Annotated in this window: 23 protein-coding genes; all 23 read right to left on the bottom strand. The window is 48.2% G+C overall.

Going from position 1 to position 21658, the window contains the following annotated elements:
- Positions 1-387: 387 nt before the first annotated feature.
- Positions 388-1494 carry a prephenate dehydrogenase gene (locus tag IEX62_RS09960; protein ID WP_188775307.1) on the bottom strand — a complete coding sequence of 369 codons (1107 nt, stop codon included), beginning with the start codon at positions 1492-1494 and terminating at the stop codon, positions 388-390.
- A 181-nt stretch (positions 1495-1675) separates the two neighbouring features.
- Positions 1676-1801: a hypothetical protein gene (locus IEX62_RS23935; protein WP_268239805.1), complete on the bottom strand. Its 126-nt coding sequence runs from the start codon at positions 1799-1801 to the stop codon at positions 1676-1678.
- Positions 1802-1864: 63 nt separating this feature from the next.
- On the bottom strand, positions 1865-2962 hold the full coding sequence (hisC, locus tag IEX62_RS09955; RefSeq protein ID WP_188775306.1) for a histidinol-phosphate transaminase: 1098 nt from the start codon (positions 2960-2962) through the stop codon (positions 1865-1867).
- 276 nt (positions 2963-3238) lie between these two features.
- Positions 3239-4042 carry a tryptophan synthase subunit alpha gene (gene trpA, locus IEX62_RS09950; protein WP_188775613.1) on the bottom strand — a complete coding sequence of 268 codons (804 nt, stop codon included), beginning with the start codon at positions 4040-4042 and terminating at the stop codon, positions 3239-3241.
- A 26-nt stretch (positions 4043-4068) separates the two neighbouring features.
- Complete coding sequence (gene trpB / locus IEX62_RS09945; RefSeq protein WP_188775305.1) at positions 4069-5265, bottom strand: tryptophan synthase subunit beta; 1197 nt, start codon at positions 5263-5265, stop codon at positions 4069-4071.
- The gene (locus tag IEX62_RS09940) at positions 5265-5936 is read right to left on the bottom strand and encodes a phosphoribosylanthranilate isomerase (RefSeq protein WP_229685730.1); all 672 of its coding nucleotides are present in this window, start codon (positions 5934-5936) and stop codon (positions 5265-5267) included. Before IEX62_RS09940 ends, trpB begins: the two co-directional genes overlap by 1 nt.
- Before the next feature lie 115 nt (positions 5937-6051).
- Positions 6052-6876 carry an indole-3-glycerol phosphate synthase TrpC gene (gene trpC / locus IEX62_RS09935; protein WP_188775303.1) on the bottom strand — a complete coding sequence of 275 codons (825 nt, stop codon included), beginning with the start codon at positions 6874-6876 and terminating at the stop codon, positions 6052-6054.
- Positions 6866-7906, bottom strand: a complete 1041-nt coding sequence (gene trpD, locus IEX62_RS09930; RefSeq protein WP_188775302.1) for an anthranilate phosphoribosyltransferase — start codon at positions 7904-7906, stop codon at positions 6866-6868. Before trpD ends, trpC begins: the two co-directional genes overlap by 11 nt.
- A gap of 78 nt (positions 7907-7984) precedes the next feature.
- A complete protein-coding gene (trpE, locus tag IEX62_RS09925) occupies positions 7985-9553 on the bottom strand; it encodes an anthranilate synthase component I (RefSeq protein ID WP_188775301.1) in 1569 nt (522 codons plus the stop codon).
- A gap of 575 nt (positions 9554-10128) precedes the next feature.
- The gene (gene aroH, locus IEX62_RS09920) at positions 10129-10497 is read right to left on the bottom strand and encodes a chorismate mutase (RefSeq protein ID WP_188775300.1); all 369 of its coding nucleotides are present in this window, start codon (positions 10495-10497) and stop codon (positions 10129-10131) included.
- Position 10498: 1 nt separating this feature from the next.
- Positions 10499-11593 (bottom strand): 3-dehydroquinate synthase, encoded by a 1095-nt coding sequence (gene aroB, locus IEX62_RS09915; protein ID WP_188775612.1) that lies wholly within the window; start codon positions 11591-11593, stop codon positions 10499-10501.
- An 8-nt stretch (positions 11594-11601) separates the two neighbouring features.
- Positions 11602-12771 carry a chorismate synthase gene (gene aroC, locus IEX62_RS09910; RefSeq protein WP_188775299.1) on the bottom strand — a complete coding sequence of 390 codons (1170 nt, stop codon included), beginning with the start codon at positions 12769-12771 and terminating at the stop codon, positions 11602-11604.
- A 279-nt stretch (positions 12772-13050) separates the two neighbouring features.
- The gene (locus IEX62_RS09905; protein WP_188775298.1) at positions 13051-13851 is read right to left on the bottom strand and encodes a CheR family methyltransferase; all 801 of its coding nucleotides are present in this window, start codon (positions 13849-13851) and stop codon (positions 13051-13053) included.
- 52 nt (positions 13852-13903) lie between these two features.
- Entirely contained in the window at positions 13904-14347 is a 444-nt protein-coding gene (ndk, locus tag IEX62_RS09900) for a nucleoside-diphosphate kinase (protein WP_188775297.1), read from the bottom strand.
- 415 nt (positions 14348-14762) lie between these two features.
- The gene (gene hepT, locus IEX62_RS09895) at positions 14763-15737 is read right to left on the bottom strand and encodes a heptaprenyl diphosphate synthase component II (protein ID WP_188775296.1); all 975 of its coding nucleotides are present in this window, start codon (positions 15735-15737) and stop codon (positions 14763-14765) included.
- Positions 15734-16597, bottom strand: a complete 864-nt coding sequence (locus IEX62_RS09890; RefSeq protein ID WP_188775295.1) for a menaquinone biosynthesis protein — start codon at positions 16595-16597, stop codon at positions 15734-15736. The genes hepT and IEX62_RS09890 overlap by 4 nt, the downstream gene beginning before the upstream one ends.
- A complete protein-coding gene (locus tag IEX62_RS09885; RefSeq protein WP_188775294.1) occupies positions 16584-17267 on the bottom strand; it encodes a UbiX family flavin prenyltransferase in 684 nt (227 codons plus the stop codon). Before IEX62_RS09885 ends, IEX62_RS09890 begins: the two co-directional genes overlap by 14 nt.
- Positions 17258-18133 (bottom strand): UbiA-like polyprenyltransferase, encoded by an 876-nt coding sequence (locus tag IEX62_RS09880; protein ID WP_188775293.1) that lies wholly within the window; start codon positions 18131-18133, stop codon positions 17258-17260. Before IEX62_RS09880 ends, IEX62_RS09885 begins: the two co-directional genes overlap by 10 nt.
- Positions 18126-18872, bottom strand: a complete 747-nt coding sequence (locus IEX62_RS09875; protein ID WP_188775292.1) for a demethylmenaquinone methyltransferase — start codon at positions 18870-18872, stop codon at positions 18126-18128. Before IEX62_RS09875 ends, IEX62_RS09880 begins: the two co-directional genes overlap by 8 nt.
- 26 nt (positions 18873-18898) lie before the next feature.
- Positions 18899-19759 carry a heptaprenyl diphosphate synthase component 1 gene (locus IEX62_RS09870; protein ID WP_188775291.1) on the bottom strand — a complete coding sequence of 287 codons (861 nt, stop codon included), beginning with the start codon at positions 19757-19759 and terminating at the stop codon, positions 18899-18901.
- A 632-nt stretch (positions 19760-20391) separates the two neighbouring features.
- Positions 20392-20625, bottom strand: a complete 234-nt coding sequence (gene mtrB / locus IEX62_RS09865; protein ID WP_188775290.1) for a trp RNA-binding attenuation protein MtrB — start codon at positions 20623-20625, stop codon at positions 20392-20394.
- A 174-nt stretch (positions 20626-20799) separates the two neighbouring features.
- The gene (gene hbs / locus IEX62_RS09860; RefSeq protein WP_188775289.1) at positions 20800-21072 is read right to left on the bottom strand and encodes a non-specific DNA-binding protein Hbs; all 273 of its coding nucleotides are present in this window, start codon (positions 21070-21072) and stop codon (positions 20800-20802) included.
- A gap of 206 nt (positions 21073-21278) precedes the next feature.
- Positions 21279-21650: a 2Fe-2S iron-sulfur cluster-binding protein gene (locus IEX62_RS09855; RefSeq protein WP_188775288.1), complete on the bottom strand. Its 372-nt coding sequence runs from the start codon at positions 21648-21650 to the stop codon at positions 21279-21281.
- Positions 21651-21658 lie beyond the last annotated feature (8 nt).

Here is a 21658-nt window from a genome sequence, read left to right as displayed (position 1 = left end):
ATATGTAGCTGGGTGATCCTTCTCGATTATAAATGGACGAGATCGGATTGTGAGCAAAGTACCTTCCTCTGCCATAAGAAAAATGCACCTGTTCATAAGAGCGGATTTCGATTATCCTGTCCGCTTTTATGAATAAGGTGCATTTTGAGCTATAAATGATTATCCATACAAGATTACATTGAGAACGATATAGATGAATTGTAGAGAAGTCTAGCTAGAAAAAGATAGCACCATTCCATCCATTAGATGAATGCTGTTATCTGATAGCATATCATTACAACTAGCTGGTATACCTTGCACAGAGCAAATCGCTCATACTTGCAGCCCAGCTATCTTTTCATAACATAGAATAATCAAGCAACCTATTCAGCGTAAACTACTCGCTTCCTATACCCGTGCAAACACACTATATTCGCTATCCAGCAGCATCGCCTTTGCCTGCTCCATATCCTTCTCATTACGGAACGATAAACGCATCACGCCTGGTACATCCTCACGGCTCTCAATAATCTGCACATTGCTAATGTTAATACCGCGATTACCGATCTCGGTTGTAATTTTACCGATAATCCCCGGATGGTCAGGTACATCGAGATATAGATCATACAATGTGGTGATCATGCCTTTACGGCGCTCGGGCAGCTCGTCACGGAATGCACCTGCATATTCAAACTGCTGCTCGATCCCACGGGCGTCCTGCGTTTGTAGTAGCTCGATAAACTGCTGTACACCCTTGTTCCAATCGTTCAGCAAATTCAAGACCACATGGCGATTACTGAGCAGAATATCACGCCATACGATCGGGTCGCTGGAGGCAATCCGAGTAATATCACGGAATCCACCTGCGGCGAGCATACGATAAAGCGGATTATGCTCATTATATTCACGAATCTGGTTCACCAGTGCTACAGCGATCACATGCGGCAGATGACTGATCGCGCCCACGATCTCATCGTGCAGCACAGGCTCCACACGTACCATTTGCGCTCGTGTATGCTGAGACAATAGTGTGGCAAGACGATCATATGCATGATCCGGCACGCCCGCTGGTGGCGTGAGCACATAGTACGCATTTTCAAATAATAGTGCCGATGCTGCACCTACACCTGAGCGCTCGGAGCCAGCCATTGGATGACCGCCGATAAAATGTACATCCGTCTGGAAATGAAGCTGCTCCGCACATGCAATGATCGATGCCTTTGTGCTACCTACATCGCTAATGACACAGCCTCTTTTCAGCGGCAAACGGCTAAGCTGCTCCAAATACGTATTCAGCAAGCTTACCGGTACACAGAGAAAAATAAAGTCTGCATCCAGCGCAGCCTCTTCTACCGACAGGGTTGCATGGTCAACGACCTGCCTTTCCTGAAAGGTATGTATCAATTCCGGCAGATGCGTATATCCGGTAACATGCAGTCCCGGTTTTCCTTTAAAGCACAGAGCTAACGAACCGCCAATAAGCCCTACGCCGAAAATCGCAATTTTTGTCGTCATTAGTATCCCACTCATTCTTTATCGATTGTCTTTCCTGCTGCGTTAAAGCGGCACAACGCGAATAACTGACAAACAGACGCTTCACTCCTTCCAGCAACCCTGTTGCGTCTGGATATGATGCCGCCTGCTCTCCGTTATCACGCTATACTGCCATCCATGTATTGTACCTTTAAATTTTCGATTACGCAAAATGCATTGCCATCTGCTGCTTGCTGCTTGCTGCTTGCTGCTTGCTGCTTGCTGCTTGCTGCTTGCTGCTTGCTGCTTGCTGCTCAATTGTATCGTACAGTTCGACGATCTGAATCACTTTTAGACCCTTTGCCACAAATGATTCAGATTCGTCATCACTTCTTTTACTATCGTTATTCCTTTATACGGTCGCTTTACGTGCCTGCAACGTTTCTTCCAGCGCCTGGACGAATGCTTCATTTTGCTCTGGCTTACCGATCGATACGCGAATCCAGGTTGGATATTTGCTATGACCTGCGCGAATAATGATTCCACGCTGGAGCAGTGCATCGAAAATCTCCTTACCCGGATGCCCCGTATCCACCATAATAAAGTTGGTTTCGCTTGGGAAATGGGTCAGACCAAGGCGATCAAAGGCAGCGATCAGGTAATCCATACCTTCGCGGTTTTTGATCCGGCAATCGTTCACGAAGTCTTGATCGATAATCGCCTGACGCGCTGCTGCCTGAGCAATACGCGATGTATTGAACGGCTCACGTACCTGATTTATCAGACGAATCGTGTCTGCATTACCGACACCATAGCCGATCCGCAGTGCAGCCAGACCGTAAATTTTGGAAAATGTACGCAAAATGACGATATTCTCATAACGATCTAACAGCTCCACACTGCGTGGATATTCGCCAGCAATGACATACTCGTAATACGCTTCATCTAGTACGACCATAACATCGGATGGAACAGCATCGAGGAACGCGACCAGCTCGTCTTCGGTCACAATCGTTCCTGTCGGATTGTTCGGATTACATACCCAGATAATCTTTGTTCTGTCCGTTACCGCAGCTAGCATAGCTGGGAGATCATGTTTACCCGCTTGAAGCGGTACTTCCACCACCGTTGCTCCTTCAATATCCGCATTGCTTTTGTACACAGAGAACGTCTGGTCTGCCATAATCGTCTCATCACCTGGCTCCAGAAACGAACGGGAGATCAGCGCAATGACCTCATCCGAGCCGCAGCCAAACACGATCTGATTCGGCTGTACACCGATATGGTCGGCAAGCTGAGCCGTCAGCTCTACCGCAGCGCCGTCTGGATACAGGTACAGCTGAGATAGCTCATTCATGATCGCCTGCTGCACGGATGGTGCCGAGCCGTATGGATTTTCATTGGAAGCAAGCTTGATGACTTCTTCCAATCCTAACTCTCGTTTCACTTCTTCAATCGGCTTTCCAGGCTGATAAACAGGAATATTAACAATACGTGATTTTGGTTTCAATCGGAACAACTCCTTATCGACTTAATGAACAGAACTTCACGAACCATACTTTGCCTGATGATATGTTATGCTCCAGATTCTCCGGATGTAAGGAAGGCGCCTTTTATATAAAAGGCACCTGTCGATCCAATCCAGCCGCTCGCTACGGAGTAAGTATGTAGATGAGCGTATATGCTTTAGTTTATATCATTTGCCGCTCTAATACATCTCAAGGCTAACAAATTGTACTTTTGCCAGCATTAACGGTTTATCGCGCCGCGCAGTGAGTAGCCTCGATCAACGTGTTCCTTTTAGATCAGCAACAAATTGATGAATCTGCTGTAAGCCGTCCGCCTTGCGCGCCGGATCGGTCAGCAGTGGAATTTGCGATTCGATCTGGCGTACGATTGCACTACCCACTACTACTCCATCGCAAAATGCAGAGAACTGCTTCACCTGCTCATGGCTTGAAATACCGAAGCCAACGGCAACTGGAAGATCGGTGCTCGCCTGTACGCTTTTAATAAACTGCTCTACATTGGAGTGGAAGGACGTGCGCTCACCTGTTACACCAAGCGAGGACACACAGTATACAAAGCCCTGCGCTCCATTCAAAATAGAAGCGATGCGTTCATGAGACGTTGGCGCCACCAGCGGTACCAGACTCACACCTGCTGCACGTGAGCGTGCACGCATCTCTTCGGATTCCTCAATCGGCAGATCGGGAATGATCATGCCGCTGATATCGTTACGCTGGAGCTCTTCAAAAAAGCGATCCAGCCCATATTGCAAAATCGGATTGTAATACGTGAACAGTACAAACGGCATCTGTGAGCCACGCTCACGCGCCTGCTTGGCTACATGGAGACATGTATCAATCGTCACACGATGCGTCAATGCACGCTGAGAAGCGCGCTGGATCACAGGTCCATCAGCCAGCGGATCAGAATACGGTACACCAAGCTCCAAAATATTCGCTCCAGCCGCTTCAAGCTCCATAATCACATCAACAGTTGTTTGTGGATCAGGATCGCCAACGGTCAGGAATGGAATCAGTGCAGTTTCGCCCTTTTCCTTCAGTGTGGCGAAGGTAACATCCATGCGGTTTTGACTTTGTCCGGTTACGCTCACAGCGATCCCTCCTGTTCGTATCTCATGATCGATTCGACGTCCTTGTCACCACGACCGGACAGGCAGACGACGAGCAGTTGATCCGGTGTCATTTCTTTTGCTAGCTTCACCGTATGCGCAATCGCATGAGCCGATTCCAGCGCTGGAATGATGCCTTCGGTGCGACAGAGCAGCTTGAGCGCGTCAATCGCTTCCGCGTCGGTAATCGGTACGTACTGGGCACGCTCGATATCTTTTAGGTATGAATGCTCTGGCCCAACACCCGGATAATCCAGACCTGCGGAGATCGAATGCGCCTCCTGTACCTGACCGTATTCATCCTGTAGCAGATAACTCATCGAGCCCTGGAATACACCCTTTGTACCGAGACTCATCGTTGCCGCATGTAGCGGTGTATCAATACCGCGTCCAGCTGCCTCGACACCGATCAGACGCACGGCTTCGTCACCGATAAATGGATAGAACATGCCGATTGCATTACTACCGCCACCAATCGCAGCCACAACCGTATGCGGCAGACGATTTTCCTTTTCTAAAATCTGACGTCGTGTCTCGTCACCAATAATACGCTGGAAGTTACGCACCATCATCGGATATGGATGCGGCCCTACAGCTGAACCGAGAATGTAGAATGTGTCATCCACATTACTCACCCAGTAGCGAAGCGCTTCATTACCCGCATCCTTGAGTGTACGTGTACCGGATGTAACAGGCACAACCTCAGCACCCAGCATATTCATGCGGAATACGTTCAGCTGCTGACGCTTGATATCCTCTTCTCCCATGAATACTTTACATTCCAGCCCAAGCAGTGCAGCTACGGTTGCAGTCGCAACGCCGTGCTGACCTGCACCCGTTTCGGCAATGACCTTTTGCTTGCCAGTACGCTTGGCAAGCAGTCCCTGACCGATGGCATTGTTAATTTTGTGTGCACCTGTATGGTTCAGGTCTTCACGTTTTAAATATATTTTAGGACCGCCAAGCTGTTCGGTGAGTCGCTCTGCATAGTAGAGCGGTGTCTCGCGGCCAGAGTATTCTTTTAGTAGATAATTCAGTTCTTCTTGAAATTCCGGATCCTCAGCATACTGGCGATAGGCATCCTCAAGCTCGATCAGTGCATTCATCAGCGTTTCCGGTACATAACGTCCACCAAAATCGCCAAATCTTCCTTTTGCATCAGGTAGTATTTTCATTATGCTCTCGCCCTTTCCACAAACCGTTTGATTTTATCGATATCCTTCACTCCGTCGGTTTCGACACCACTGGATACATCAATGCCTTCCAGCGGATAGCCTTCGACTAGCTCATTTACATTATCAGGTGATAAACCGCCTGCAACAAGTAATGGAATACCATGCGCTGCTGTCCAGCGGTGATACGGTGCAATGCCATCCCAGGCAAAGGTTTTACCTGAGCCGCCGCCATAGAGCGGATCATGTGTGTCCAGTAAAAAGGCATCTACGGTACCTTCATATGGCGCTAGCTTTGCAGCTGCAATCTCATACACATCAGGCTCATTATTTACTTGTGTTATTTTAGCAGTTAATGTAGATTCTGCTGCCTTAGGATTATCTTTAGCTTGAATAGAGATGACTTTGATTACTTTCACCTGTAGCTTTTCACGTACCTCTTGGCAAAATGCAGGGGTCTCATTACCATGAAGCTGAATCACATCCAGCGGTGCTGCTTCGGTAATATGCAGTAACTCCTCCAGCGTTGGATTCACGAATACACCGACACTTTGAGGTGCCTGTCCGTGCCATTGGCTCAGTACATCCAGTAGCTCTGCTGCACGCTGACAATCAATCTGTCGCTTGCTTCGTGCAAATACAAATCCGATGTAATCAATCGGTAATGGTATCATAGATTTTAGCACTTCAACGTCTTGAAGTCCACAGATTTTTATCTTTAGAGCAGACGGCTCTGGCGTAATGCCAGAGCCCCCTGTTACCTGCTGTTCATTGAGAGAGGTTCCATTTTCATTCATGAGAAGCGCCTGCTTCACGGTTGGCAGGAGCCATCAATGTATGCACGGCTGCCGCAATATCAGGCTGTCGCATAAAGTATTCGCCTACAAGCACGCCTGCTGCACCTGCATCAGACACATAGCGAATATCATCCGTTGACATAATCCCACTTTCACTGATTAATGGTACACCAGCTGGCAATAGACGAATCAGTTCTGCTGTCGTTGATAGTGACGTTTCGAATGTTTTCAGATCACGATTGTTTACGCCAATCAAGCCATGCTCCACACTGCCTTCGATAGAAAGCACGGTTTCCAGCTCCGCCTGATCATGCACCTCAATCAGAATATCCAGTCCAAGCGATACCGCTGTTTTGATATAACGATCAATTTGCTCCGGTGTGAGGATCGCTGCAATCAGCAAAATCGCATCCGCACCGATCAGACGTGCTTCATAAATCTGATGTTCATCGATAATAAAGTCTTTACGTAATAGCGGCAAATTTACAGCTGCTCGAATATCCGTCAAATACGAATTATTGCCCTGGAAATATTGTACATCTGTCAGGATGGAAATACAGTCCGCTCCTGCCTGTTCATACGCCTGCGCGATCGTCACGGGATGGAAATCTGGACGAATCAGACCTTTGGATGGAGATGCCTTTTTCACCTCGGCGATCAGACCAACACGCCGATTAGCACGCTTCGTTAGTGCATCGCGGAAACCGCGTGTTGCCGGCATGGTTGCGATGGTACGCTCTGCCTCAGCGATAGACAAGCTCTGGGTCAACTGTTCAACTTCCTGCTTCTTGGTAACGACAATACGATCAAGATACATAGCTGAATGCCTCCGTAGTTTGAATTAATTGTTGCAGCTTATTCGCTGCTGCTCCTGAATCAATCGCCTGTGCCGCAATCGCAGCACCTTCCGCCAGACTGTTTGCTTTGCATGCCAGATAAATGCAAGCTGCACTATTGGCAAGCACTACATCACGATACGCTCCCCTTTCGCCTTGAAGCACACGACGGATGATCGATGCATTTTCCTCTGCATTGCCGCCCAGCATATGCTCCAATGGATGACTGCTCAAACCAAAATCCTGCGGCGTCACTTCATACGTATGCACCTCGCCATCTCGCAGCTCGGCGATGCGTGTTGGTGCAGCGATGCTAATCTCATCCAATCCATCCTGACTGGCTACCACCATAGCACGCTCCAGACCAAGCAGCTTTAAAGTATGTGCTACAGTTTCAATTTTACTGCCATCATACAGCCCAATCAATTGTCGGTCTGCACCAGCTGGATTAGTCAGTGGGCCTAGCATATTAAATACAGTGCGTACACCCAGCTCACGACGGGTAGCCGCCGCATGCTTCATCGAAGGATGGAACACCTGAGCGAACAGGAAGCAGATGCCGATCTCATTCAGACAGCTTGCTGCCTGTACGGCATTCAGCCCGATATTCACACCCAGCGCCTCCAATACATCGGCGCTACCTGCTTTACCAGAAGCGGAACGATTGCCATGCTTTGCGACACGAACCGATACAGAGGCTGCAATGATCGCTGATACGGTGGAAATATTGAATTTGTGAATACCCGATCCACCTGTTCCGCATGTATCCAGCAAGCCTGCTGACATCACCGGAACACGTCCACCACTGCTGCGCATGGCTTCCGCAAAACCAGTGATTTCCTCCACCGTCTCTCCCTTCATCCGCAGGGATGTGAGCAGACCGCCGATTTGCGATGGTGTAGCTTCACCATTCATAATCGCACTCATCACCTCATAAGACTGCTCCCGCGTTAGATGTTTACCCTCGATCACATTCATAATCGCCTGTTGTATCGTTTCCGCTGTGTGCATACCCGTTTCCTCCCGAACTGTAAAATATACTGTGTGTAGCTTCCATTATCGATCTATATGTTCATGCTGTACTCCCGCTCAATCGCCCAGCTTAACCGGCTCATAGCCATACAGATAATCTGGATTGGCGATTTGTGCCTCTTCCCCTTTGCGAGGGAACATCGCTTCAGCGACACGGATTGATTTCAGCATGCCTTTAGCTTTGTTCACGGTCTCTTCGTATTCCTTCTCCGGTACCGAATCCCATACAATGCCGGCTCCAGCCTGTACATACGCTTTTCCATGCTTGAAAATAATCGTACGAATCGTAATACACGCATCCATATTACCGGAGAAGCCTAGATAGCCAATTGCACCAGCATAGGCGCCACGTGCTTCATTTTCAATCTCAGCGATAATTTCCATCGCTCTCAGCTTAGGGGCGCCGGATACTGTACCTGCTGGTAGACAGGACAGGAAAGCATCGAAGAAATCACGATCCTTACGCAGCTTACCGGATACGTTGGATACGATATGCATCACGTGCGAATAGCGCTCAATCTGCATAAAGGAATCGGTTTTGACGGTGCCGTATTCCGCCACACGTCCGATATCATTGCGTCCCAGATCAACCAGCATCAGGTGTTCAGCGCGTTCCTTCTCGTCCTGGAGCAGCTCTTCTGCCAGCGCCTGATCCTCGGCTTCATTCTGTCCTCGTGGACGTGTCCCTGCAATTGGACGTGTCTGCAAGCGATCACCCTCCACCTTGACCAGTGCCTCCGGTGATGTACCGACGATAATCTCATCATCCAGCTTCAAATAATACATATATGGTGATGGATTCATCGTGCGTAGCACCCGATATACCTCCAGCGGTGCAACCTCTGTTTCGATATGGAAGCGCTGGGACAGCACGACCTGAAAAATGTCACCTGCGCGAATATACTCTTTCGCCCGATTGACGCCATCCAGATATTGCTCCTTCGTCATATTGGACTGAATCTCGCCCATCTCAATATTGTCAGACACTGTAGCGCGCCCTGCACTGCTCACTGGTGGCTGTGTATGCAGCAGTTCTTCCATGCTATCCAGCTTAGCAGCCGCTTCGCCATATGCCTCGCGGATATCATCATCACTTGCACCTTCCGGCACATGTACATTACTCACCAGCAAAATATGCTGTTTTACATGGTCGAAGACGACGATCTGATCGCAGAACATGAAGCGAATATCATCCATATTCATATCATCAATGCGATGAGCAGGAAGCTTCTCATAATATTGAAGCAGATCGTAACCGAAGAATCCGATCGCTCCGCCTGTGAAAGGCGGCAAGCCATCCACCTTAGGGCTGCGATAGCGTCGCAGCAATGCTTTTAGCTGCTCTATCGGCTTACCGGATAGCTCGCTTATCTCGCCATCCAGATCGACTTCAATCTTGCCCTGCTTACCGGAAATCAAGAGGAATGGATCACTACCGATAAACGAGTACCGCGCCCATTTACTACCTCCCTCTACACTTTCCAGCAGAAAGGCATGTCGCCGCTGTGCATAACGCTGGAAAATACGAATCGGTGTCTCCATATCGCCCAGCAGTCGCTTTACGATCGGAATCAAATTATACTGGCCAGACATGGCAATCACTTGTTCTACATGAGGTTGGATCATTATACTCGCTCCTTTGGCTGATCAATTCATTGGCTTTTCCTTATTCGCAGGAATCGGCAAGCTGTGACCTTCGTCAACAGTCTTTCCTAAAGGTAAACAAAAAGCCTCCATGCGGATGGACGCATGAAGGCTGCATAATTAATTGTACAAATGTAGACAGCAAGTTCATCTGCTGCCGGCTTCGCCAAATGAAAACGTAAGCTCCCTCCCATAATCACATGGATACCAGCTTGTGCGGTAATGCAGCTATACCTTGACCTGTACTATATCAATATAGTATGTCTGTACGCCCATTACTCGTCTCTTGCTGTATGGGTACTTCTCTTCAAAAGGCTATGCTCTGAAGTGACACGGCTCTTGTCTTCCTGCGCACACACGACCCGGAAGGCTATTAATGGCTATCCATTCGCACCTTCCGCCCTGTCCACCGACAAGACCTACACTTCCTTCTCATCTATACTAAACTCTGCTACCTGCATCTCATCTCAATACACGGCTCTGTTTGCCTGTTGATCTTGTTCTATACTATACCCTATAACGTATGGCTGACGCAACCCTTACGCTACGATTCACGATCAGGAAGTTGCCAGATCAGGACGAAGGCGTGTTGCCTCGTTCAAATACACATGCTTAATTTCCTGCTGTGTTTTGGTAGTATTGATATGGATCATCAGTCGGATGCACTGGGGCAAGCTATTCTGCACCGATGCTTCCACTGCACACATCAATGGCACCATACTCCAGCCATCCATTTCACGAATAGCCAGCGCTGGAAATGCCGCATCAAGATCAGCAGTCATTGTAATCCAGATGCTGCTCACATCCTCAGGATCGAATTGATTACGCTCTACAATCTCTCTGAGCAATACCAATGTCTCACCCAGAATCTCCTGACGATCATTGCGGGTAACCGTAGTAGCCCCGCGAATACCTCGTGTATACATGTTACGCCTCCTTCTTTAACTGCTCAACCGTCTGGCGCACCAGATCATAATCGACATTGTGATCAATCGCTACAACACCTATCTCTGATGGGACAATAAACGTCATACGGCCTTCCTGAAATTTCTTATCATGCATCATAGCCCCCATAATACGGTCGGTATCCAGATGAGCTGGAAGCACAGTTGGCAAGCCTAGCGCCTTCAGCATCTGGCGTGTCGTATCCGTCAAGCCCGGCTTCGCACCAAGCGCCTCACCGATGATCGCTGATCCGACCATACCGATCGAGATCGCCTCACCGTGAATAATCTCGCCATAGCCTGCAACGGCTTCGATCGCATGACCGATCGTGTGCCCCAGATTGAGGATGGCACGCAGATCATTTTCACGCTCGTCACGAGACACCACAATCGCTTTGATGGAGCAGCCCTTTTCAAGACCATAACCCATCGCTTCCATGTCGAGTGCTTGCAGTCGCTCTGCATTGTCCAGACACCAGTAAGCAAATTCAGCATCCCAGATCAGTCCATGCTTGACCATTTCGGCCAAGCCTGCGCTAACCTCGCGTGCTGGAAGACTCTGGAGTGTAGACAGATCGTACAATACAAGCTCCGGCTGATGGAATACACCGATCATATTTTTGGCGAGTCGGTGGTTGATCGCTACCTTGCCGCCTACGCTACTATCATGAGCAAGTACAGTAGTTGGCATCTGGATAAAACGAATTCCGCGCATATACGTTCCTGCCACAAAACCCGCCAGATCACCGACTACACCTCCGCCCAGCGCAATAACAGCAGATTTACGGTCAAGCCCGCCCTCGATGGCACGGGTCATCACCTCCTCAAATACTACAATCGACTTGGATGTCTCACCGGAACCGACAACCGCAGTGACAAAACGAAATCCAGCGGCCTGGAGTGATTGCTCCAGCTTGTCCAGATGCAGCGGTGCAACCTGCTCATCGGTAACGATTAATAGCGGGCTTTGCTTGGATAATCCGTGCTGCTCCAGATAGCTTCCTGCCTGCTGAAGCAACTGCTCACCGATATAGATCGGGTAGGAACGATCGCCAAGTTGAACGTCCACTACACGCACATCAGACATTAATAAGCCTCCAGCTGTGCTTTGTAATTCTCGTAGTTTTTGCGGATCTCTGCCATCGAGTCACCGCCGAATTTTTCAAGAAAAGCCTTGGCTACTTCCCATGCAACCACACTCTCCATCACAACGCTTGCCGCTGGAACCGCGCAAGCATCCGAGCGCTCCACCTGTGCAGTGAATGGCTCTTTCGTATCAATATCAACGCTTTGCAGCGGTTTGTATAACGTAGGAATCGGCTTCATTACCCCGCGTACAACGATTGGCATACCATTGGTCATGCCGCCTTCAAATCCACCCAGACGATTCGTTGCACGATGATAGCCGCGCTCTGGTGTGTACAGAATCTCATCATGAACCTGAGAGCCACGAATATGACCCGCTTCAAAGCCGATACCGATCTCTACGCCCTTGAACGCATTAATCGACATAACCGCCTGTGCAATACGGGCATCCAGCTTGCGATCATATTGAACAAAGGTTCCCAGACCAACCGGTACGCCTTCAACGATACATTCCACGATACCGCCGATCGAATCGCCTTCTTTTTTGATCTGATCGATGTACGCTTCCATCTTTTGCTCGGTTTCCTTGTCGACGACACGTACCGAGGATTCCTCTGTGCGAGCGATCAGCTCATCCAGTGGCAGATCATTAGCTGGCGCTTCGATCTCACCGATACGAATCACCTGACCACCGATCTTGATACCGAACTGTGCCAGGAACTGGCGTGCAATAGCACCTACACCTACACGAATCGCTGTCTCGCGCGCACTGGAGCGCTCCAGTACATTGCGTAGATCCTTGTGATTATATTTCAAGCCGCCATTCAGATCGGCGTGACCTGGACGAGGACGGTGTACACGACGCTTTTCTTCGTCCGTGCCTTCCATCGGCTCAATATTCATAATTTTAGTCCAGTGCTTCCAATCGTTGTTAGCAACGACCATAGCTACTGGTGCTCCTGTTGTATAACCATGACGTACGCCGCCGACGATATCAGCTGTATCCTTCTCAATTTGCATCCGGCGTCCACGTCCGTAGCCTTTTTGACGACGTGCAAGCTGGAAGTTCAATGCTTCAAAATCAAGCTCCAATCCACTCGGTAATCCCTCAATAATCGCAGTCAACTGGGGACCGTGCGTTTCCCCTGCTGTTAAGTAACGTATACTCATCTTTGCGTTCCCCCTTTAAACTGTTAAACTGTGCATCGCTAAAATCCGTATTTACCTTCGCTTATTATAGTACATGGTTTAACCATTTGACAAGGAATGCCGAGCTTCACATTTATCCATATAGATTCGCCTTTCCGGTCGCGCTTTATCGTTGCTGCAACAATACATAACAGCACAAAGAGCATACCAGCACACGTACAAATACGCGCTCCGGTATGCTCCAGGATTATATCGATTTCATTTTATTATTGCTTTTGCTACGCTGCTCCCGCATGAGACTCAGCCCTTTTTGTGATAAAAGAACGTCTCAGATGAATCAAAGCCATATTGTGCCGGAGAGAAAATCTGCTCCGTGCTGCCTACAAATAATACACCGCCAGGGCGCAGACTTGCTGCAAACTTATGATACAGCATGTGCTTGGCTTCCTCAGTAAAGTAGATCATAACATTACGGCACACGATCAGATCATAGCCAGTATCAAACTTGTCGGTCAGCAGATTGCCTTTACGGAATTGTACCGCTTTTTTCAGCGTATCGTTAACGCTGTACATCATTCCGTCTGCAGTAAAATGACGCTTGACGACATCGGGTGGTACGTCCTTGAGCGAACGCTCCAGATAAGCACCTTTTTTCGCTTTTTCTAATGCCCCATCATCAATATCCGTCGCATGCAGAGTCGTTGATGACAACAGATTTTTGTCGGCTAGAATAGTTGCAATTGTATAAGGCTCCTCGCCTGTTGAGCAAGCTGCACTCCAGATCTTCAGATTCTTGCTCTGACGATTCAAAGCAGGCAGGATCGTATCCCGCAGCACTTCCCAGCGATTCGGGTTGCGCCAAAATTCGGAGACGTTGATCGTCATACGATCGAGAAACTCATAAAACAGGGCTTTATCCTTTTGCATTGCATCGAAAAATGAAGCAAAGGTCGAATAGCCGTTTTTCGTACGCAGTGTAGTCAGACGACGTTTCATTTGTGCTTCCTTATACTGTGCTAAGTCAATGCCCGTACTATCCTTCACTTTTTTGATGAAGCCTGTATAGTCCGAGTCTGGTTGAATGGCATCATTCGTAAGCATGGCATCACTTCCTTGATCATCATTATGAGTTCAGTCCATGCGGGGGCAGTTGTTACAGCCAGGCAGAAATGTTCTTTTCGTAAACGCTTAACTCGTCTGGAGCAAAGAAATTCGCGATCTCCCGTTCTGCACTTTCCGGCGAATCGGAGCCGTGAATCAGGTTGAACGGTGTATGAGCGGCAAAGTCACCACGAATCGTGCCAGGTAGCGCTTCCTTGACCTGTGTTTTCCCCATCACCATACGGGACAGTGTAATCACATCATCGCCTTCCCATACCATTGCGAATACAGGACCCGATGTAATAAAGTCAATGAGCTCACCATAAAATGCTTTGCCGACATGCTCAGCGTAATGGCGCTCGGCCTGTTCCTTTGTTGGGATGAGGAACTTGCCTCCGATCAATTTGAATCCTTTGTCTTCCAAGCGACTGATAATGCGTCCGATTAGCCCCCGCTGTACTCCGTCAGGCTTAATCATCAAAAATGTCCGTTCCATTGACTCACTCTCCTGTTATCTACAAAGTAATCTGCTATCGGAGCAATATATGTATGCCCACTTGTGTATTCTAACAGAAACCTCGAGGTACAGAAAGAAATGTGATTATATCAACATAAGGAGATTTTTGATATAATATCGCGGCTGTGTGGAGTAAATTACTGGTTATGCGTTCTTTCGCTCGTAAATCGGCTGTTATATCCGATTTTTCAAAGGATACGCATGTACTGTAATGTATATATCGACATTGGATGGCTGGTCGTTTAGTCCTATTTTATAAATGTTCAAGTAAATTAAATAAACCCGGTGCTTTTCCCGCACCGGGCTTCTTTTTATGAAGGCATGATTCTAGCATTTTCACCTTCACTGCTATTCGTAGATACGTCCTACAATCGCTAATGTAGCGCTATGTAGCTTAGTGAGAACGCTTCGCTACAAAATGAGCGATTTCCTGTAGATGCTTACGTGTCTTACCTTCTGGCAATTTCTGTAAGGCATCCATTGCCTTTTGAATATAACGGTCGGCTAACTGCTCGGCACGCTCAATGCCTCGGCTCTGCTTCACCATCTCGACTGCACGCGTGACATCTGTAGCACCATCGGATTCGTGGATACGCTGGATTTCTGGCAACAGCGTACGCTGCATGTCCTGCTCCTGTAACGCGTATAGCACAGGCAGCGTAATATTCCCCTGGCGCAGATCACTGCCTGGTGGCTTACCGATCTGCTTCTCTGTACCACACAGATCAAGCACATCGTCACGAATCTGAAACGCCATGCCGACATTGTAGCCATAACGATAGAGCTGGCGTGTATACGCCGCTGGCGCATCGGCAGCGAGACCACCCAGCTGACAGCTAATCGCAATCAACAATGCCGTTTTGCGGCGAATACGCAGCAGATAGCGACGAACCGTCTGTTCGGTATTGAAAAAGTCGCGGATTTGTTCCATTTCACCGATCGACATCTGTACCATCGCCTTCGCAAGTACACGATGGATCTCTGGATTTTGCAGGCGTGCTACGATCACAAGCGCCTTGGCATAAATATAATCGCCCGTATACATCGCGATACGATTATCCCATTTGGACTTCACAGTGAGCTGTCCACGTCTCGTATCAGCATTATCGATCACATCATCATGCACCAGTGAAGCCATATGAATCAGCTCCAGCGGTACAGCGACATGACTGAGACGCTCCAGATCATAATTACCATACTTGCCACCAAGCAACACAAAAGCGGGACGAAGCCTTTTCCCTCCCGCTTTGAGCAAATGCAAGGACGCTTCGTTCAGCAGTGCATGGTCGGTATCGATGCTACGGCTGAGCTCACGTTCAATTACGTTCATGTCTTTTCTTAGTGTCCCGAAAATATCCAGTAGTTTCATTCGTTCACCCGTGTCATCGTATTGTCAGTCCATAATTGCATGTGCACTTCATAATCCAGCAGGCCAAGCTCATGAGCATACTGAAAGTACAGCCCTAGCCCCTGCTGCTCCTGCTCTCCAAAATCATACCATAATTGACGGAAATAATGCTCCCAGTACGCGGAATCGCCACCCATTTTGTGCTGGGCATCCGCAATGACCGGCGTCAGATCGTTCAGACTGCGCACCTTGCTCGCACGTAGCTGCTCAGCCACTTCACTCACCAGCTCGGCATGCACTTCAGCAAATTTGCGGTTCACGGCAAACACGGCAAATGTCATGCCATAGCCTGTCCATTCCTTCCACGCTTGACCAAGATCAGTTACGATATAGCCACTATCTCTGCGCGCTGCCTCAATCGCATGATCACCGATCAGCAGTGCTGCATCACAACGCTCCATCATTTCATCCAAATTCGGATTCATCGATACATATTCCGGCTTGAAGCCATATCGCTTCTGTAAAATAATTTTCAACAGATTGACCGAGGTCGCTGAGGTATTTGTCAGCGCAATCGTTCCATCTCCCAGCTCAGCGATGGGCTTTCTGGAAAACAGAAGAATTGATCCGACCGCATTTTTCGCACTTACCGACAGGCCTGGCAATAGCCAGAAGTCATCCGAACGTGTCGCATAAGCAAAAGAGGATACGGGCGTAATATACAGCCGATCCTCCAGTAGCGCACGATTCAAATTAGCCGGCAAATCACTATGGATCACAGCCGGCTGGGACAGCTCCTGTGGATCAAAATGCTGATAGATGGGCCAGTCGTTCGTATATTCAATTTTACCAATTTGAATCGGTAATTCAAATGTTGTCATCGTTACTCCCCCAGCGTTCAAATAAATCGTGCTCAATTCCCAGAATATCCAGCACCTTACCTACCATAAAATCAATCGCATCCTGTAGCGTTTGCGGACGATAATAAAAAGCCGGCATCGCCGGAATGATGCTAACTCCCATTCGAGCTAGCTTGAGCATGTTTTCCAGATGGATCGCATGCAGTGGTGTCTCCCGTGGTACGATGATCAGCTTACGCTGCTCCTTGAGCATAACATCTGCTGCCCGTGTCATCAGATTCGCTGAGATACCGCCAGCAATATTAGCAAGCGTCCCCATGGAGCATGGAATAATAATCATCGCCTCTACGCGAAACGAGCCGCTTGCAATCGAGGCACCAATATCGGAGAACGAATGATAAATATATTTACCCGGTAACGAGCCGAACTGCGCATGCAGCATCTCTTCACGCCCCGATGCTGACCAGTCCAGCTCCTCCTTAAGCACACGCCAGCCTGCATTAGAAATGACCAGATGCACCGTATAACCGTAAGACAGCAGCACCTCAGCCAGTCGTATCCCATATATTGAGCCACTCGCGCCTGTAATACCGATCACATAACGCTTGGACGCATGATTAGGATGGAAGCCGAACACCTCGGCTGTTGCCGGAGTGTTCAGCGGATCTGTAGCTTGATTGTTTACCACCATTGCTTCACCGCCAGATCAACCAGCGTGAACGCAAACATAATAATACTAAGTGCCCCGTTCATGGTGAAAAAGGCAGTTTGCAAACGGCTCAAATCCTTTGGTGTCACAATGTAATGCTCGTAGAACAAAATTGCAATCGCAATGACCACACCAGCGGCATACCACCAGCCAAGGTCTGCGATAAAGAACAAGCTGATCAATCCGATCGCTGTAATCACATGAAAGCCCTGCGCAATTTTCAGCGCACGTGGCACACCGAAGCGACTCGGAATCGAATGCAGTCCTTCCTTACGGTCAAACTCCGCATCGTCACAGGCATAGATCACGTCAAAGCCTGCGGTCCAGAACGTAATCGCCACAAAGAACACGATAGCCGTCCAGGTTACCGTGCCAGTCACTGCTACCCAGCCACCAAGTGGAGCAAGGGCAATCGTCATACCAAGCACCACGTGGCACAGCCAGGTGAAGCGCTTCGTGAACGAATAGAAAATAAGCATAAATACCGCAACTGGCAACAATCGCAGCGCCAGTGGAGACAGTTCCAGCACCGCCCAGAAAAAGACGATCAGCGAGATAATAATAAAGATGACCACTTCGCCAGAACGAAGCAGACCCGCCGGAATAGCGCGCATCATCGTACGTGGATTTTTGCCATCAAATGTCCGGTCAATCAGGCGATTTAGTCCCATCGCCGCACTACGCGCACCGACCATAGCAACCAGAATCCATACGATCTGTTGCCACGTTGGCAAATGTCCAAATATAACATAAGAGCCAAGCATCGCTCCCATAAAAGCAAAAGGTAAAGCAAAGAGCGTATGCTCAACCTTGATCATTTCGAGGAAAATTTTGATTTTCTTAAACATGCTGCTTCTCCTTGATTCCAATATGAAGTGCGGCAATTCCACCTGTTAGCGGATACGCCTGCACCTGCTGTAGACCGATGTTCCGGAAAATACCGGCAAGCTCTTCCCGACCCGGGAAAGCGATCAACGAATCTGGCAGCCATTTATACTGTTCGTAGCTTTTCGCTACAACTCTGCCCATAAGTGGGAGCAGGTTTTGGAAATAGAAATAATAAATGCCTTTAAACGGCTGCCATGTCGGCTTGGATAGCTCCAAACACACGACCATACCACCCGGCTTTACCACGCGCTGCATTTCGCGTAGCGTTTTTTCCAGATCAGGCACATTGCGCAGTCCGAAGCCAATCGTCGCATAATCGAACGTATTATCCTCAAAAGGCAGATCCATCGCATTGCCCTGCTTGAGTGTAATATTATCCTGCCAGCCGTCACGATCAATTTTCGTCTGACCAACACTTAGCATATTCGGGCTAAAATCAAGACCGTACACCGATCCTGTTTTGCTCGCTTCGGCAATGCTGATCGTCCAGTCACAGGTGCCGCAGCATACGTCCAGCGCGGAATCGCCCTGCTGTACGTTCATCTTTTGCATCGTGAATTTACGCCATGTTTTGTGCATACGAAAGCTGAGCAGATCGTTCATCATATCGTATTTGGGTGCAATCGATTCAAAGACGGATTGCACGAATTGTTCCTTCGGTTTTGTACTTTCCGGTTTTACGATTTCCGGTTTGCTCATAAGCAACTTCACCTCTTCTGATGATCTTACACCTGATGTACAAGCGCAGCATAGCTGCCAGTCAACTCCGATACTGCCGCAGCAAGCTCGGTATTATCCTCCTGCTGCAAGCGTTCGCCAATGGCAGCAAGCGAATGCTGAAGCAATTGCTCCAGATGGGCATTGATGCCATAGCGTGCTTCCCATTCCTGACGATAGCGTGCGCTGTCGTCCGCATTGGCTTCCATTTTCAAACGGCTTTGATCCGCTGGAGTGGATTGCTGGAGTACATAGTACAGACCGTATTCACCGAAAGGCTGTACGTTTGAACCAGCCTTTAGCTCTGCTGCCAGCCATTCACAACGGCTGAACAGATACAGCATCTGCTCCCATAGCTGACGAGCGGAATTATCAATATAGGATGTAAACGAAAGAAACAGCTGCATCTTCAGCTGTATACTTGCTTCCATATAATGCTCTGCCGTCAAGCTAGAATCGTTAGCCTGCTCATACAAATCCATTTTCAGACGATTATTTTCACAGATTGCTTCACTGAGACGTGCGACCATGTCAATCTCTCCAGCACGCGCCAGCAACTCGTAAAATCGGCTACTAAAGTAGTCACCAGCAAGTACGTTCAATTGACGTGAGCGCATTTGCTCTTCCCGCTGATATTCAGATGATGTATCGATGCGATCATGCGTATCAAGTGCCATCTGCACAAGACCCGTAACGAGCGGGAACAATTCCTCCCGATTTTCCTGCAATCGGCTGTCGCCTGCTTTGCTTAAAAATAGAAATAGCAGACGAGCACGTACATCCGGGAACGGAGCAACTTCTGTATGCTTTTGAATCATATCGTATTCGGTGTATTTTTTGGATGTTTCCAGCAAGCGATACGGTTTCATTTCAGCCTCCGTGCCTTATCCAGGCAAGTCTTTATTTTCACAAACTTAATCTAGCAAATACTTTAGATTTAAACCACTTCGGTTCATTATATCATATGTTGTCGACACAAGACAGGGCACTATGGTAAATGACTGGGTAGAGTAACGTTCTTGTTTATTTGAAGCTAACACCACTCCGGCAAGGAATAAGGGAACGGACTCAGGTGGAGCCGCGAGAATCTACTGGATTAGGAGTGAAGGTAGATTCCCGCCCCTCCAAAATCGTCCTTTTCCCTTATTTCCTTGCCTCCGTTCTGTGCTTGTTTCATATTACGTACAGTCACATTATGAATAATATTCAGCAGCGGTATTCATACTTGTTTTATTTCTCAGTTTTTGGTATGCAACTTTAGCACTGTATTTTGAATCTAAATGTTAGTTTAGACCATGCTAGAATCTTCATCTTTATCACAAACAAAAGACTAGCTCGCCAATCTTTAACTGTATCATACAGCGAAGAATAGGAGCCAGCCTTCAGTATTATAGGTCTTCTTATCATACATAAGTAGACTTAATCGGCAAGTCCACAGTTTTTTCATCAATCGATTTAGAATATTGTGTATTTTAAATCACTTGCTTTACTTTATGTGAACTCAGTCTTCTGTTTTAACGATGCCATGCTTCGTCTGGACTTCGGCGTCGCCGCGGATTTTGATCGCGGATGTGTTTTCGGTAAATTGTACGATTAGAATTTCGCCTTTATCCAGCTTTTCGGTATGGTGAAAGCGTGTGTCGCGTCCGCGTGTTAGACCGATCACTTGTACGCCGTTATCTTTGGCTTTGATCACAACATATTCGCTGTTGGTGTAATTATTGGTCGAATCCATGATGTTCCTCCTTCCGCGTGTAGCGGGATTGATAGTCGTCTCGTGCTTCCTCTCTATCATACAGCCGGCTTCCGCTTCCGGCAAATACAAGGCATGATCGATAAAAGAATACATACAAAAGGACCGTGAACAATATGATCACGGTCCCTTTCCTGAACATGGAATATGTACAACTTATTTAATTCCATCCTTCAAGGCTTTACCAGGCTTGAAAGCCGGGATTTTGCTTGCTGGGATTTCGATTTCTTCACCTGTTTGTGGGTTACGTCCTTTACGGGCGGAACGCTCACGAACTTCAAAGTTACCAAATCCTACCAGCTGTACTTTATCACCGCTTTGCAGCGCGTCAGCGATTGCTTCAAAAACAGCTTCAACTGCTTTTGTTGCATCCTTCTTTTGCAGGTCAGTTTTTTCAACAACCTGTGTGATCAGATCCGTTTTGTTCATGTCTTGTCACCTCCTGAATTAAAGTTAATGAATGCCACGTACGATTCTAATTTTCGTGAGCACGAAAACGGTTCGTTGAATACGAAATATACGTAAACGTTGCGGATTGTACGATTGGAGTTCAGCCGCCACAGACTGCGGCAAACAGAACAAAACTATAGTAATACAGCCACCCTGTAATTTCAAGCATTTTGCCGTATTTTCCGCTACCAATCGCTCAAATCATCGTCCTGCTGCTGCATTTGGCGACGGATCGCCTGTTTTAAACGATCCTCTGGCAAATGGATCACCGCTGGGCCAACAATGCGAGCCTGACAACCAAGTCGCAGCGCGCGTTCTCCATCGATTCCAAGCTTGCGACGCTCTACTTCGCAAGGGTCGGATAAACCGTCCTGTTGTCCCTCCTGCGGCTGTTCCACCTGCACTTTGCACATCAGGCAGGCTGCACGACCATCACAGCGCACAGGCAAGGATAAGCCTGCCTGACGAACCGCTTGCAGCACTGTTGTTCCACGTGTAATCTGAATCGTTTTGTTCGCAGGTAAAAAAACTACCTTTTCCTTAGACGTAGGATTCATGCTGCCTC

The sequence above is a fragment of the Paenibacillus hunanensis genome (genome assembly GCF_014645615.1).
Classification (GTDB): domain Bacteria; phylum Bacillota; class Bacilli; order Paenibacillales; family Paenibacillaceae; genus Saccharibacillus; species Saccharibacillus hunanensis.
Note: the sequence above shows the minus strand (reverse complement) of the source record. Positions and strands in the feature narration are given on the sequence as shown.

What these genes read in the sequence shown, in the direction of transcription:
- IEX62_RS09940 (WP_229685730.1), bottom strand. Translation starts at nt 5,936, where the DNA reads ATGATACCATTACCGATTGATTACATCGGATTTGTATTTGCACGAAGC.
- IEX62_RS09870 (WP_188775291.1), bottom strand. Translation starts at nt 19,759, where the DNA reads ATGAAACCGTATCGCTTGCTGGAAACATCCAAAAAATACACCGAATAC.
- IEX62_RS09960 (WP_188775307.1), bottom strand. Translation starts at nt 1,494, where the DNA reads ATGACGACAAAAATTGCGATTTTCGGCGTAGGGCTTATTGGCGGTTCG.
- IEX62_RS09880 (WP_188775293.1), bottom strand. Translation starts at nt 18,133, where the DNA reads ATGTTTAAGAAAATCAAAATTTTCCTCGAAATGATCAAGGTTGAGCAT.
- trpC (WP_188775303.1), bottom strand. Translation starts at nt 6,876, where the DNA reads ATGTATCTTGATCGTATTGTCGTTACCAAGAAGCAGGAAGTTGAACAG.
- aroH (WP_188775300.1), bottom strand. Translation starts at nt 10,497, where the DNA reads ATGTATACACGAGGTATTCGCGGGGCTACTACGGTTACCCGCAATGAT.
- hepT (WP_188775296.1), bottom strand. Translation starts at nt 15,737, where the DNA reads ATGAAACTACTGGATATTTTCGGGACACTAAGAAAAGACATGAACGTA.
- trpA (WP_188775613.1), bottom strand. Translation starts at nt 4,042, where the DNA reads ATGGATGTTACCTTCGCCACACTGAAGGAAAAGGGCGAAACTGCACTG.
- IEX62_RS09890 (WP_188775295.1), bottom strand. Translation starts at nt 16,597, where the DNA reads ATGACAACATTTGAATTACCGATTCAAATTGGTAAAATTGAATATACG.
- ndk (WP_188775297.1), bottom strand. Translation starts at nt 14,347, where the DNA reads ATGGAACGGACATTTTTGATGATTAAGCCTGACGGAGTACAGCGGGGG.
- IEX62_RS09875 (WP_188775292.1), bottom strand. Translation starts at nt 18,872, where the DNA reads ATGAGCAAACCGGAAATCGTAAAACCGGAAAGTACAAAACCGAAGGAA.
- hbs (WP_188775289.1), bottom strand. Translation starts at nt 21,072, where the DNA reads ATGAACAAAACGGATCTGATCACACAGGTTGTTGAAAAAACTGACCTG.
- IEX62_RS09905 (WP_188775298.1), bottom strand. Translation starts at nt 13,851, where the DNA reads ATGCTTACGAATGATGCCATTCAACCAGACTCGGACTATACAGGCTTC.
- IEX62_RS09885 (WP_188775294.1), bottom strand. Translation starts at nt 17,267, where the DNA reads ATGGTGGTAAACAATCAAGCTACAGATCCGCTGAACACTCCGGCAACA.
- mtrB (WP_188775290.1), bottom strand. Translation starts at nt 20,625, where the DNA reads ATGGATTCGACCAATAATTACACCAACAGCGAATATGTTGTGATCAAA.
- IEX62_RS09855 (WP_188775288.1), bottom strand. Translation starts at nt 21,650, where the DNA reads ATGAATCCTACGTCTAAGGAAAAGGTAGTTTTTTTACCTGCGAACAAA.
- trpB (WP_188775305.1), bottom strand. Translation starts at nt 5,265, where the DNA reads ATGAAAATACTACCTGATGCAAAAGGAAGATTTGGCGATTTTGGTGGA.
- aroC (WP_188775299.1), bottom strand. Translation starts at nt 12,771, where the DNA reads ATGAGTATACGTTACTTAACAGCAGGGGAAACGCACGGTCCCCAGTTG.
- trpE (WP_188775301.1), bottom strand. Translation starts at nt 9,553, where the DNA reads ATGATCCAACCTCATGTAGAACAAGTGATTGCCATGTCTGGCCAGTAT.
- trpD (WP_188775302.1), bottom strand. Translation starts at nt 7,906, where the DNA reads ATGCACACAGCGGAAACGATACAACAGGCGATTATGAATGTGATCGAG.